This is a genomic window from Aquabacterium sp. A08 (genome assembly GCF_011742065.1).
Genome location: NZ_JAAQQT010000514.1, coordinates 1 through 12438 on the forward strand (window position 1 = coordinate 1; position 12438 = coordinate 12438).

The window sequence follows — 12438 nt, forward strand, 5'->3', positions numbered from 1 at the left end:
TACAACATCTCCAGCCCCATCCTGTTCCACCTGCTGGGCGTGGCCGACGTGGTGCAGGACCAGCACTTCATGCTGCAAAAAGAGGTGATCGACCGCATGGTGGCCCGCCCCAGCACCGCCGACTACGGCCGCCTGAGCGTGATGCTGCAATGGCGCTACGCCATGGCCAACGTGCTGTTCGTGCCGCCCGAAAGCTTTGAGCCGCCACCGCGGGTGGACAGCGCGGTGGTGCGCATGGTGCCGCTGGCCCAGCCGCCGCTGCTGGACGTGCCGACGCTGGAAGCGCTGGTGCAGTCAGCGTTTTCGCAGCGCCGCAAGCTGCTGCGCCACAGCCTGGGGCGCTGGCTGGAGACCCGGGGCTACGCCGGCGACTTCGACCTGCAGCGCCGCGCCGAGGAGGTGCCGGTGGCCGAGTACGTGACGTTGGCGCAGTCGCTGCCGACCTGAACCACCCAGCGCGGCCGTGGCGCCCCCCAGCTGGACGTCCAACCCGCCCACACCCGCCGTCGACACAAAAAAGCCGCTGCGGTGCAGCGGCTTTTGGGGTGTCTGAAAACGCTGAAAACGCGTGGGTTCAGGCCGCGGTCAGCCAGTAACCCGCGTTGAACGGGCTGCTCATGCGCAGCGCCTGCGGGCTCACGTCCACCAGTTTGTCGGTCAGCAGCGGTTCGTCGCTGCCGGTTTCCAGGTCGGCGGCCTTGGGTGCGCGCGCCACCGAGAACGAGTAGAAACAGCGGAACGGCACCTTGCGGTCGTTCCAGTAATCGGCCACGTCGCGGAAGATGTCGAGCAGTTGCTCGCGCGCTTCCTTGTCGAACTTCGGGCTGGTGGGGATGTGCTCCAGCACCACGATGAAGCCGGTCTGCGGACCCGACTTGTGCACCACGTCGGTCATGCAGTCGTACAGGGCGTCGAAGTTCTTGCCGTTGTGCGCGGGCAAGGTGTACTGCTGGGAAATCAGGTCCAGCACGTCCTGCTTGTTCTGGGCGCTGGCCAGGTTGGCGTACAGGAAGTGGTGGCCCAACTGCTCGGCCGCTCCCTCCAGGTCCTTGACCGTGTGCGCGCGGATCGACTGCACGATGTTGGTCCGCACGTTGCGAAGTGGCGTGTCCATTTCCACGACTCTTTCAAAAATCTGGTTGACGATCTCGGGGCCGCTCACTGCACGATCTTTCGGAAGCTCGCGTAGTGGTCGGCGGTGTAGTAACAGGCTTCAGGCGCCCGGGGCTGCTCGCCGCCGCACACGATGCGCCGTGCGCCGCGGTGTTTCAGCCCCGGCGTGGGCACGGTGTATTCGCGGTAGTGGCCGCGGGTGCGGCGGGGCAGCAGGCGTTCGCGGTTGAAGAAGGTGGTGCCGTCTTTCTCGTAACGGAACGGACCGCCTTGGTACACCTGGCGCAGCACCTCCTGGGCCTGCACCGGCAACGCCACCACCGCCACGACCCCGACCCGCTCGCGGACTTCGACCTCGTCGACCGGGCCGCGGGCCCACACCGCACCGCCCAAGCCCAGGGCCAAGCAGCAAATGCCAGCCACCCAGCGCGCCGACCATGACCGTGAACGGAACATCCCAACCCTGTGTCTGTAGCCTTGGGCACCCGGTCACATGCCCGGGTTAACCCTGAAATTCAAGGGCGCAAGTGTGCCCCAAGCGGCCCCAAAAAGCAAGGGGCCGCACGCCCAACGGCGGCGGCCCCAAGGGTCTTTGCTGCACCGCGACAACGGCTGTGCTAGGGACACCCCCGGCGCGGCAAGTGAACGCTCACTCGGCGGCTTGGCCCACGGCGCGCGGGCCCACATTGGCCTCGGCCACGGTCAGCGCGGTCATGTTGACGATGCGGCGCACGGTGGCGCTGGCGGTGAGGATGTGCACCGGCTTGGCCACGCCCAGCAGCATGGGGCCGATGGCGATGCCCCCGCCCGCGGCCGTCTTGAGCAGGTTGTAGGCGATGTTGGCCGCGTCGATGTTGGGGCAGACCAGCAGGTTGGCCTCGCCGGCCAGCGTGCTGCGCGGCATGGTGCGGGTGCGGGCCTCGGCGTCCAGCGCCACGTCGCCGTGCATCTCGCCGTCCACCTCCAGCCAGGGCGCCTGTTCGCGCAAGATGGCCAGCACTTGGCGCATTTTGACGGCCGAAGGCTGATCCGACGAGCCGAAATTGGAGTGCGACAGCAGCGCCGCCTTGGGCGTGATGCCGAAGCGCATGATCTTGCGCGCGGCCATCTCGGTGATTTCGGCCAGCTGCTCGGCGCTGGGGTCGTAGTTGACGTGGGTGTCCACCAGGAACACCTGGCGGCCCGGCAGCATCAGCGCGTTCATGGCGGCGTAGCAGTGGGCGCCCGGGCGCTTGCCGATCACCTGGTCGATGTACTGCAGGTGCATGGGGTTGGTGCCCCAGGTGCCGCAGATCAGGCCCTCCACGTCGCCCCGGCGCAGCAGCATGGCGCCGATCAGGCTCAGGCGGCGGCGCATCTCGATCTTGGCCAGCTGGGCGGTGACGCCGCGGCGCTCCATCAGCTGGTGGTAGCTCTGCCACAGTTCGCGGTAGCGGTCGTCGTGCTCGACGTTGACCACGTCGTAGTCCAGCCCCTCTTTCAGGCGCAGGCCAAACTTTTCAACGCGCTGCGCGATGATGGCCGGGCGCCCGATGAGGACCGGGCGGGCCAGGCCTTCGTCCACCACGATCTGGCAGGCGCGCAGCACGCGCTCTTCCTCGCCCTCGGCGTAGCCGATGCGCTTGTGCAGCGCCTTCTTGGCGATGGTGTAGACCGGCTTCATCATCGTGCCCGAGGCGAAGACGAAGCTCTGCAGCTTGTCGCGGTAGGCGTCGATGTCGCCAATCGGGCGCAACGCCACGCCGCTGGCGGCGGCGGCCTGGGCCACGGCCGGCGCGATCTTCATCATCAGGCGCGGGTCGAAGGGCTTGGGAATGAGGTATTCGGGGCCAAAGGCCAGCTTTTCCCCGGCGTAGGCCGCGGCCACCACCTCGCTCTGCTCGGCCTGGGCCAGGTCGGCGATGGCGTGCACCGCGGCGATCTCCATCTCGTCGGTGATGGTGGAGGCCCCCGCGTCCAGCGCGCCGCGGAAGATGTAGGGGAAACACAGGACGTTGTTGACCTGGTTCGGGTAGTCGGTGCGGCCGGTGGCCATGATGGCGTCGTCGCGCACCGCCTTCACTTCCTCGGGCAGGATCTCGGGCGTGGGGTTGGCCAGCGCGAAGATCAGTGGGTTTGGGGCCATTTTGGCCACCATGTCTTGCTTGAGCACGCCGCCGGCGGACAGGCCCAGGAAAATGTCGGCGCCTTCGATGACCTCGCCCAGCGTGCGGGCGTCGGTCTTCTGCGCGAACACCGCCTTGTCCGGGTCCATCAGTTCGGTGCGCCCTTCGTAGACCACGCCGGCCAGGTCGGTGACGTAAATGTTTTCGCGTGGGATGCCGAGCTTGACCAGCAGGCCCAGGCAGGCCAGCGCCGCCGCGCCGGCGCCGGAGGTGACGAGCTTGACCCGCTTCGGGTCCTTGCCCACCACCTTCAGGCCGTTGAGCAGGGCCGCGCCCACCACGATGGCGGTGCCGTGCTGGTCGTCGTGGAAGACCGGGATCTTCATGCGCTCGCGCAGCTTGCGCTCGACGTAGAAGCAGTCCGGCGCCTTGATGTCTTCGAGGTTCACCCCGCCGAAGGTGGGCTCCAGCGCGGCGATGATCTCGACCAGCTTGTCCGGGTCTTTCTCGTTGATCTCGATGTCAAACACATCGATGCCGGCGAACTTCTTGAAGAGCACGCCCTTGCCCTCCATCACCGGCTTGGCCGCCAGCGGGCCGATGTCGCCCAGACCCAGCACGGCGGTGCCGTTGGTGATAACCGCCACCAGGTTGCCGCGGCTGGTGTACTTGAAGGCGTTGACCGGGTCGGCCACGATTTCCTCGCAAGGCGCGGCGACACCGGGGGAGTAGGCCAGCGCCAGGTCGCGCTGGTTGGTGAGCTGCTTGGTCGCGGCGATGGCGATTTTGCCGGGGGTGGGCTGCTCGTGGTATTCAAGGGCGGCCCGGCGCAGCTCGGCGCGCTTGTCTTCGGACTTCTGGGACATGGCTTCAGTCTCCACAATATGAAATGATGGGTCGCATGGTGAAGCGGCACCGGTGCCGCGCTATTGTAGGGGCCGCCCCCAGGGCCACGCCAGACGGGGATACCACGTAGGCGGCAGGGGCGTTCAGCACCGCACCACCGCGTCGGGCAGTTCGTTGGCCTTGGGGCGGTCGGGGTCTTCGGGGAAGTGCGCGGCCAGCACCGCGGTGACCGCGTCCACCGCCTGGGCCAGGCCGGCCTCCCACTGACCGGTGCGACAGGCGCCGCGCAGGTCGTCCACCACGGCCCGCCAGTGGGCCGCGGGCAGGCGCTCGGCCAGGCCGCGGTCGGCCACCACCTCGATCGCGCGCTCGGCCAGCAGCAGGTAGATCAGGACGCCGTTGTTGTCGCGGGTGTCCCACACGCCGAGCTGGGCGAACCAGTGCCAGGCGCGGGCGCGGCAGCGGTCGCCGGCCGGGTCGCGCAGCAGCGCCCCGAGCCAGGGCAGGGGCAGGCTGGCCTCCAGGCAGATGCGGATTTCGCCGGTGTGCCGCCGCTCGCTGGCGGCGATGCGCTCGGCCAGGCGCTGGGCGGCGGGCGGGGGCAAGGCGCGGGCGCTGTCGGCGGCGTCCAGCCACAGGTGGCGCAGGGCCCGCACCAGCCGGTTCGGGGCGGGGGGCGGCAGGGGGCTGTCGGGGGGCGTCGGGGTCATGGTCACCTCACCAGCGGCCGGAGGCACCGCCCCCACCGAATCCGCCGCCGCCCCCAGAGCGGAAGCCACCGCCGCCGCCCCAACCGCCGGGGCCACGCCCGCCGCCCCAGCCGCCCGGCCCACCGCGGCGACCGCGGCCGGTGGCGCCCTGGGCCACCGGCAGGTGGGCCATCAGCCAGCTCATGAGCAACCCGAGCACGCCCACCGCCAGCCCCAGCCACCACCAACCGCTGACCTGCCAGGCGATGGCGCCGATGGCGCCGCCGGCGGCCACGCTGCCCAGGCGGCGGCCCAGCATCTCGCGCAGCACCGCGGCGATGATGGGCGCGGCAAAGCCGACGAACACCAGCAGTTCGACCCAATCGTCGCGGTCGGTGGCGGTGGCGGCGCCCGGCAAGGGCAGGTCCTCGCCGCGCAGCCGCGCCAGGATCTGGTCCACCCCGGCCTGCAGGCCGTCGGCATAGCGCCCGGCGCGGAACGCCGGGGTGATGGCCTGCTCGATGATGCGGTGCGCCACCAGGTCGGGAATGGCGCCCTCCACCGCCCGGGCGGTGGCGATGCGCAACCGCCGGTCGTCCCGGGCCACGACCAGCAGCACGCCGTCACCGACGTCGCGCCGGCCGATCTTCCAGGCGTCGCCCAGGCGCTGGGTGTAGTCGGCGATGTCCTCCGGGGCGGTGGTGGCCACCAACACGACCACCACCTGGCTGCCGCGCTCGGCCTCGAAGGCCGCCAGCTTGGCCTCCAGCGCCTCGCGCTCGGCGGCGGTGAGGGTGGCGGTCTGGTCCATGACGCGGGCGGTCAGCGGCGGCACCGGCTGCAGGCCGGTCTGGGCCAGCGCCAGCGCAGCCCACAGCCACAGGCCCAAAATGCACCAACCCCACCGCAGCGTGTGCCAGGCCTGCGCAGACGCCGAGCGGGCGCTGGCCGGCTCCTGGCCGGCGCCACGCCGGGACCGCGGCGCGCCGAGCGCAGACGGGGCGTTCATGCGGCGTTCATGCGGCGTTCATGCGGCGTTCATGCGGCGTTCACCGCGACGGACCGAAATCCACCGCGGGCGGCGCGCTCAGGGCCGCCTCGTTGGCCACCGTGAAACTGGGCTTGGGCGCGTAGCCGAACACCAGCGCGGTGAGGTTGCTGGGGAAGCTGCGCGCCAGCACGTTGTAGTCCTGCACCGATTGGATGTAGCGGTTGCGCGCCACGGTGATGCGGTTTTCGGTGCCTTCGAGCTGCACCCGCAGGTCGCTGAAGCCCTGGTTGGCCTTGAGGCTGGGGTACTGCTCGGCCACCACCAGCAGCCGGCTCAGGGCGCCGCCCAGTTCGCCCTGCGCGGCCTGGAAGCGCTGCATGGCCTGCGGGTCGTTGAGCATCTCGGGCGTCACCTGGATGGCGGTGGCGCGGGAACGGGCCTCGATCACGCGGGTCAGGGTGTCCTGCTCGAACGCCGCCTCGCCCTTGACGGTGGCCACCAGGTTGGGCACCAGGTCGGCGCGGCGCTGGTACTGGTTGAGCACCTCGGCCCAGGACGACACGGTCTGCTCGTCCAGGCGCTGGAAGTCGTTGTAGCCGCAGCCGCTGAGCGCCGCGGTCAGGGTGAGGGCCAGCGCCCAACGTGTCGTTTTCGCCTGCATGGTCTGCCTCGCAATGTGCCGGCCGGCGCGCCCCGGGAAGGGGCGCGCACCGCCCAGGCCGCCCATGTTAACGGACGGCCGTGGCCAGCACCGGCGCAGCCCCGCCCGGCGCCACAGCCTGGGCGCGTTCGGCCGCCTCGCGCCGGGCCCAGGCGCGTTCGTGGAAGAAATAGGCCACCGCCTGCACCGTGGGCTCGAGCACGCTCAAGGTCAACGCGGCCCAGAGCTGGCCGGTGACCGCGTAAGCCACCGCGGCGGCCACCAGCATGTGCATCGCGTAGTAGCTGCCGGTCTTGAGCAGGGTGCGGCGGTGGGTGTGGGCGATGTGGCGAAGGCGTGCCATGGTGGGCTCCTGGGTGGGATCTGAAGCCCGATTGTGCCGTCAGTTGAATGAAATTCCCAATTTGACATTCGTATTCGGTTGATAGTAGCTATCAATAAAACGGCACCCTGACGGGGCCGTTTTTCATAGGACAGACCGACGCCTGGGCCCGGTCGTCGGGGCCCGGCGCCCGCCCGGCCCGGCCGGGCTGCGGGGACGGCGGCAGGGTTGCGGCCGCGCGCGCATCGGTTTATTCTGAAAAAAGACCCGGGCCAACGGCCTGCGTCTCTCCCGCTGCCGGAGCCGCCCCACGGGGCGCTCCCCCTGCTGCGCAATGGGCGATCGTTCAACGGCCAACGGGTCGCTTGAGTGTTTTTGATGGGCTTGCGCCCCGTGCGCAGGCCGACCGACCGCGGTGCCCGCCCATGGCGCTGACGTGGTCTGGGTTGTGGTCACCGGCCTGTGCCGGCGATGGCAGCCCACCCGAAACAACCCATTGCATGACCAGTCCCGACAGGAACCGACCCAACCCCCCCGCTTCGATTGTTTTTCGCCCCGCGCGCCCGACCGACGGCGCCGCCCTGTGGCAGCTGGTGCGCGCCACGGGCACCCTGGAGGCCAATTCGGCCTACGCCTACGTGCTGCTGGCCACCGACTTTGCCGACACCTGCCTGGTGGCCGAGCGCGGCGGTGCGCTGGTGGGCGCGGTGATCGGCTACCACCCGCCGCGCGAGCCCGACACCGCCTTCGTCTGGCAGGTGGGCGTGCGCCCCGACTGCCAGGGCCAAGGCCTGGGCCTGCGCCTGCTGCGCCACTGGCAGGCCCTGCCGGCCCAGGCCGGCCGGCGCTGGGTCACGGCCACCGTGGCCGAGGACAACGCCGCCTCGCAGGCGCTGTTCCGCCGCTTCGCGCACGCCCTGGGCGCGGGCTGTCAAGTCCATCCCCACTTCCCCGCCGAGCTGTTCCCCGCCGGGCACGCGGCCGAGCCGCTGTACCGCATCGGGCCGATCCCGCACGCCGCCCTGGTGCCGGGCTGATTCCCCCAAGGGCGCCGCGCGCGCCCCGTCGCGGCGCCACGCCACGCCCGGGCCCGGCCCGGTGGCGGCGCCATTCCCCGAGCGGCCACCCAGGCCGCCACCCCCCAGCAGAAGGAGCTCCCCATGAACACGTTTGAACGCCTCGAATCCGAAGTGCGCGGCTACTGCCGCAGCTTCCCGGCCGTCTTCAGCAGCGCCAAGGGCGCCTGGATGACCGACACCGAAGGCCGCCGCCACCTCGACTTTTTCTGCGGCGCCGGCGTGCTGAACTACGGCCACAACCCCGACCCGATCAAACAGGCCCTACTGGGCTACCTGATGCGCGACGGCATCACCCACACACTGGACATGTACAGCGAGGCCAAGCAGCGCTTCATCGAGCGGTTTGACCAGGTGATCCTGCAGCCGCGCGGCCTGCGCTACAAGTTCCAGTTCCCCGGCCCCACCGGCACCAACGCGGTGGAAGCCGCACTGAAGCTGGCCCGCAAGGTGACCGGGCGCGAGCAGGTGGTGGGCTTCACCAACGCCTTCCACGGCATGACGCTGGGCGCCCTGGCCGTGACCGGCAACGGCTTCAAACGCGCCGGCGCCGGCGTGCCGCTGGGCCACAGCGCGTCGGTGCCGTTCGACGGCTACCTGGGCGCCGACACCGACACCCTGGACTACTTCGAAGCCCTGTTGAAGGACAGCGGCAGCGGCATGGACATGCCCGCCGCGGTGATCGTGGAGACGGTGCAGGCCGAAGGCGGCGTGAACGTGGCCAGCGCGGAGTGGCTGCAGCGCCTGCGCCGCATCACCGCCGAACACGGCATCGTGCTCATCGTGGACGACATCCAGGTGGGCTGCGGGCGCACCGGGCGCTTCTTCAGCTTCGAGGAAGCCGGCATCGTGCCCGACATCGTCACGCTGTCCAAGTCGCTGTCGGGCTACGGGCTGCCGCTGGCGCTGGTGCTGATCCGGCCCGAGCTGGACCAGTGGGCGCCCGGCGAGCACAACGGCACCTTCCGCGGCCACTGCCCGGCCTTTGTGACCGCCACCGCCGCGCTGCAGTTCTGGGAAACCGACGCGCTGGCGCGCAGCGTGCAACACAAGGGCCGCGTGGTGGAGCAGCGCCTGCGGGCCATGGCCCAGCGCTGGGCCCCCGGCGCCCAGGTGCGTGGCCGCGGGCTGATCTGGGGCATCGAATTCGCCGACGGCACGCTGGCCGGCCGGGTGTCGCAGGCCTGCTTTGAGCGCGGGCTGGTGATCGAGACCGCCGGCATCGACGACCAGGTGCTCAAGCTGCTGCCCAGCCTGACCCTCACCGAGGCCGAACTGGCCCACGGGCTGGACGTGATCGAGGACAGCCTGCGCGCCGTGCTGGGGCAGCCGGCGCCGCAACACCCCGAAGCCGCCGCCGTGGCGGCCTGACCCCCATCCAGCCAACCAACCTAGGAGAAAACCATGATCGTGAAACACCTGGACGACGTGATCGGCACCGCCGCCGACGTGGACACCGCCGGCTGGAACAGCCGCCGCCTGATTTACGCAAACGCCGGCGTGGGCTATTCGGTCAACGACACCCTGATCAAACCCGGCACCGAGCACGAGTTTGAGTACAAAAACCACTTCGAGACGGTGTATTGCATCGAGGGCCGGGGCGAGATCGTGGACCTGGGCACCGGCGTGACCCACCCCATCCGCCCGGGCACGCTGTACTGCCTGAACCGGCACGACCGCCACATCCTGCGCGCCAACCAGGGCACGCACATGCGCATGGTCTGCGTGTTCAACCCGCCGCTGACCGGGCGCGAAGTGCACGACGCCACCGGCGCTTACGCGCTGGCCGACTCAAAGGCGCCCGCATGACGACCCCGACCTCGATGACCGGCATGCGCGCGGCCAGCCCCACCCTGACCCGCCCGCGCGCCGACGACCGCTACCCCTCGCGTTTTAGCCACGAAGTCCTCATCAGCCGCCGCCTGGACCCGGTGGTGTGGGGCCAGGCCGGCGACGGCCCGCTGACCGCCCACCAGCTGCACCATTACGAAGACCACGGCTTCCTGCATTTCGACGACCTGCTCGCTCCCGACGAGGTGCAGGCCGGCCTGGACGAGCTGCAGCGCCTGCGCGCCGACGACCGCCTCAAGGACCGCGACGAAGCCGTGATCGAGCCCGGCAGCCGCGAATTGCGCTCGGTCTTCGCGGTGCACCGAAGCAGCGCCGTGCTGCAAGGGCTGGCCCAACACCCGAAGCTGGTGGCCATCGCCCGCCAGCTGCTGGGCAGCGAGGTGTACATCCACCAGTCGCGGGTGAACTACAAGGGCGGTTTTCGCGGCCAGCCGTTCTACTGGCACTCCGACTTTGAAACCTGGCACGTGGAGGATGGCCTGCCGGCCATGCGCACGGTGAGCTGCTCCATCGCGCTGACCGCCAACACGCCGCACAACGGGCCGCTGATGCTCATCCCGGGTTCGCACCAGCGGTTCGTGCGCTGCCTCGGTGCCACCCCCGAGGACCATTACAAGGCCTCGCTCAAGCAGCAGGACATCGGCGTGCCGGACGAGGTCAGTCTGACCCAGCTGGTGCAGGACTTTGACATCACCGCGCCCACCGGGATGGCCGGTTCGGTCACGTTCTTCGAGTGCAACGCGATGCACGGCTCCAGCGCCAACATCACGCCGCTGCCGCGCAGCAACCTGTTCGTGGTGTTCAACAGCGTGCACAACACCCCGGCGGCGCCGTTCTGCGGCCTGCCGCCCCGGCCGAACTTCATCGCCGAGCGCGAGGACTTCAGCCCCTTGCCGCACGACTGAAGCCCGCCACACGAGGAGGAAACACACCCATGAGCACCCCGCCACAACCCTCAGACCCGATGAAGCCCGACGGGCGGGTCAACCCGATCCAGACCGACTACCGCATCGGCCAGGACAACATCGTCGTGCGCGTCGGCCCGTTCGGCCTGGACATCCACAACCGGGTGTTCGCCATTTCCGGGCTGGCCGTGGTCGCCTTCGTGCTGCTGACGCTGACGTTCCAGCAGCAGGTCGAGCCGCTGTTCAGCGGCCTGCGCCAGTGGCTCACGTCGCACCTGGATGGGTTCTTCATTGCGGCCGGCAACGTGTTCGTGCTGGTGTGCCTGGGGCTGGCGCTGTCGCCGCTGGGCCGGGTGCGGCTGGGCGGCACCGAGGCCACGCCCGACTACAGCTACCTGGGCTGGCTGTCGATGCTGTTCGCCGCCGGCATGGGCATCGGGCTGATGTTCTTCGGCGTGTCCGAGCCGCTGTCGCACTTCGGCACCGCCCTGGGCGGCACCACGCTGGACAACGGCGTGCGCACCGACTGGGCCCCGCTGGGCGGCGCGGCCGGCGATGCCGAAGCGGCCGCGCGGCTGGGCATGGCGGCGACCATCTACCACTGGGCGCTGCACCCCTGGGCCATGTACGCCACCCTCGCGCTGGGGCTGGCGCTGTTCTCGTTCAACAAAGGGCTGCCGCTGACCATGCGCTCGGTGTTCTACCCGCTGCTGGGCGAACGGGTGTGGGGCTGGCCGGGCCACGTGATCGACATCCTCGCCGTGCTCGCGACGCTGTTCGGCCTGGCCACCTCGCTGGGCTACGGCGCGGCCCAGGCCAGCTCGGGCCTGAACCACCTGTTCGGCGTGCCGCTGGGCAACACGACGCAGATCCTGCTGGTCGTCGCCATCACCGCGATCGCGCTGGTGTCGGTGGTGGCCGGGCTGGACGCGGGCGTCAAGCGCCTGTCCGAGATCAACATGGTGCTGGCGTTGCTGCTGCTGGTGTTCGTCGTGGCGGTCGGCCCGACGCTGGACATCGTCAGCGCCTTCTTCGCCAACCTGGGCGCCTACGTGGAACACCTGCCGGCGCTGTCCAACCCGGTGGGGCGCGAAGACGTGAACTACTCGCAGGGCTGGACCGCCTTTTACTGGGCCTGGTGGATTTCGTGGTCGCCGTTCGTGGGCATGTTCATCGCGCGCGTCTCGCGCGGGCGCACGGTGCGCGAATTCATCGTGTCGGTGCTGATCGTGCCGTCGCTGGCCTGCGTGCTGTGGATGACGGTGTTCGGCGAAACCGCCATCCTGCAGGTGGTGCGCGACGGCTACCAGGCGGCCACCCAGGCCGAGCTGCCGCTGCAGCTGTTCGCGGTGCTGGAGGCGCTGCCGCTGGCACAGATCACCTCCTTCATCGCCATCGTGCTGGTGGTGGTGTTCTTCGTCACCTCGTCCGATTCGGGCTCGCTGGTGATCGACGTGATCGCCGCCGGTGGCAAGGTCAACGCGCCCACGCCGCAGCGGGTGTTCTGGTGCGTGTTCGAGGGGCTGGTGGCGATCGCGCTGATTCTGGGCGGCGGGCTGGTGGCGCTGCAGGCCATGGCCGTGTCCACCGGCCTGCCGTTTGCGGTGGTGCTGCTGGTGGCCACGGTGGCGGTGGTCAAGGGCCTGGCGTCGGAGCCGCGCGGCCGCTAAGCTCCCAGCGCCATGCACGACGAGATCCACGACATTCTGGCCTTTCTGCGCCAGCACGCCCCGTTCCGCGACCTGGACGAGGCCACGCTGGCGCGGGTGGGCGCGGCGCTGGACGTGCGCTACTGCCGCGCCGGCACCCGCATCGTGGAATACGGCCAGCCGGCGCAGTGGTGGCACATCGTGCGCAGCGGCGTGGTGGCGGTGTACCG

The 12438-nt window shown here is 69.9% G+C and carries 12 protein-coding genes and 2 pseudogenes; 7 read left to right on the forward strand and 7 right to left on the reverse strand.

Translation table 11 applies throughout. The features are described 5' to 3' along the window. A partial coding sequence (locus tag HA630_RS02935) for an rRNA adenine dimethyltransferase family protein (RefSeq protein WP_305792616.1) occupies window positions 1–447 on the forward strand: 447 nt, incomplete at its 5' end. A 271-nt stretch (window positions 448–718) separates the two neighbouring features. Here the strand turns inward: HA630_RS02935 and HA630_RS02940 are convergent. The 7 genes and pseudogenes from HA630_RS02940 to HA630_RS02970 all read right to left on the reverse strand — a co-directional run. Continuing rightward, a pseudogene (locus tag HA630_RS02940) lies at window positions 719–1114 on the reverse strand (barstar family protein); the annotation flags it as partial. A 44-nt stretch (window positions 1115–1158) separates the two neighbouring features. Beyond that, on the reverse strand, window positions 1159–1518 hold the full coding sequence (locus HA630_RS02945; RefSeq protein ID WP_243855330.1) for a ribonuclease domain-containing protein: 360 nt from the start codon (window positions 1516–1518) through the stop codon (window positions 1159–1161). A 244-nt stretch (window positions 1519–1762) separates the two neighbouring features. Further along, entirely contained in the window at window positions 1763–4084 is a 2322-nt protein-coding gene (locus HA630_RS02950; protein ID WP_166832258.1) for an NADP-dependent malic enzyme, read from the reverse strand. 123 nt (window positions 4085–4207) lie between these two features. Next, window positions 4208–4774 carry a TPM domain-containing protein gene (locus HA630_RS02955; RefSeq protein WP_166832259.1) on the reverse strand — a complete coding sequence of 189 codons (567 nt, stop codon included), beginning with the start codon at window positions 4772–4774 and terminating at the stop codon, window positions 4208–4210. A gap of 7 nt (window positions 4775–4781) precedes the next feature. Further along, on the reverse strand, window positions 4782–5762 hold the full coding sequence (locus HA630_RS02960; protein WP_166832260.1) for a YgcG family protein: 981 nt from the start codon (window positions 5760–5762) through the stop codon (window positions 4782–4784). A 40-nt stretch (window positions 5763–5802) separates the two neighbouring features. Further along, a complete protein-coding gene (locus HA630_RS02965) occupies window positions 5803–6405 on the reverse strand; it encodes a LemA family protein (RefSeq protein ID WP_166832261.1) in 603 nt (200 codons plus the stop codon). Between the two features lie 67 nt (window positions 6406–6472). Continuing rightward, entirely contained in the window at window positions 6473–6748 is a 276-nt protein-coding gene (locus HA630_RS02970; protein WP_166832262.1) for a DUF2061 domain-containing protein, read from the reverse strand. A 479-nt stretch (window positions 6749–7227) separates the two neighbouring features. Between HA630_RS02970 and ectA the strand changes: the two genes are divergently transcribed. From ectA to HA630_RS03000, 6 genes and pseudogenes are all read left to right on the forward strand, one after another. Next, window positions 7228–7764 (forward strand): diaminobutyrate acetyltransferase, encoded by a 537-nt coding sequence (gene ectA / locus HA630_RS02975; protein WP_166832263.1) that lies wholly within the window; start codon window positions 7228–7230, stop codon window positions 7762–7764. Window positions 7765–7887: 123 nt separating this feature from the next. Then, complete coding sequence (ectB, locus tag HA630_RS02980; protein WP_166832264.1) at window positions 7888–9174, forward strand: diaminobutyrate--2-oxoglutarate transaminase; 1287 nt, start codon at window positions 7888–7890, stop codon at window positions 9172–9174. Between the two features lie 33 nt (window positions 9175–9207). Then, window positions 9208–9612: an ectoine synthase gene (locus HA630_RS02985; RefSeq protein ID WP_166832265.1), complete on the forward strand. Its 405-nt coding sequence runs from the start codon at window positions 9208–9210 to the stop codon at window positions 9610–9612. A gap of 23 nt (window positions 9613–9635) precedes the next feature. Further along, on the forward strand, window positions 9636–10559 hold the full coding sequence (gene thpD, locus HA630_RS02990) for an ectoine hydroxylase (RefSeq protein ID WP_208299939.1): 924 nt from the start codon (window positions 9636–9638) through the stop codon (window positions 10557–10559). A 29-nt stretch (window positions 10560–10588) separates the two neighbouring features. Further along, window positions 10589–12229, forward strand: a complete 1641-nt coding sequence (locus tag HA630_RS02995; protein ID WP_166832267.1) for a BCCT family transporter — start codon at window positions 10589–10591, stop codon at window positions 12227–12229. 12 nt (window positions 12230–12241) lie between these two features. Further along, window positions 12242–12438, forward strand: a pseudogene (locus tag HA630_RS03000) (cyclic nucleotide-binding domain-containing protein); the annotation flags it as partial.

What these genes read in the sequence shown, in the direction of transcription:
- ectB (WP_166832264.1), top strand. Translation starts at nt 7,888, where the DNA reads ATGAACACGTTTGAACGCCTCGAATCCGAAGTGCGCGGCTACTGCCGC.
- HA630_RS02985 (WP_166832265.1), top strand. Translation starts at nt 9,208, where the DNA reads ATGATCGTGAAACACCTGGACGACGTGATCGGCACCGCCGCCGACGTG.
- HA630_RS02970 (WP_166832262.1), bottom strand. Translation starts at nt 6,748, where the DNA reads ATGGCACGCCTTCGCCACATCGCCCACACCCACCGCCGCACCCTGCTC.
- HA630_RS02960 (WP_166832260.1), bottom strand. Translation starts at nt 5,762, where the DNA reads ATGAACGCCCCGTCTGCGCTCGGCGCGCCGCGGTCCCGGCGTGGCGCC.
- HA630_RS02955 (WP_166832259.1), bottom strand. Translation starts at nt 4,774, where the DNA reads ATGACCCCGACGCCCCCCGACAGCCCCCTGCCGCCCCCCGCCCCGAAC.
- ectA (WP_166832263.1), top strand. Translation starts at nt 7,228, where the DNA reads ATGACCAGTCCCGACAGGAACCGACCCAACCCCCCCGCTTCGATTGTT.
- HA630_RS02965 (WP_166832261.1), bottom strand. Translation starts at nt 6,405, where the DNA reads ATGCAGGCGAAAACGACACGTTGGGCGCTGGCCCTCACCCTGACCGCG.
- HA630_RS02950 (WP_166832258.1), bottom strand. Translation starts at nt 4,084, where the DNA reads ATGTCCCAGAAGTCCGAAGACAAGCGCGCCGAGCTGCGCCGGGCCGCC.
- HA630_RS02995 (WP_166832267.1), top strand. Translation starts at nt 10,589, where the DNA reads ATGAGCACCCCGCCACAACCCTCAGACCCGATGAAGCCCGACGGGCGG.
- thpD (WP_208299939.1), top strand. Translation starts at nt 9,636, where the DNA reads ATGCGCGCGGCCAGCCCCACCCTGACCCGCCCGCGCGCCGACGACCGC.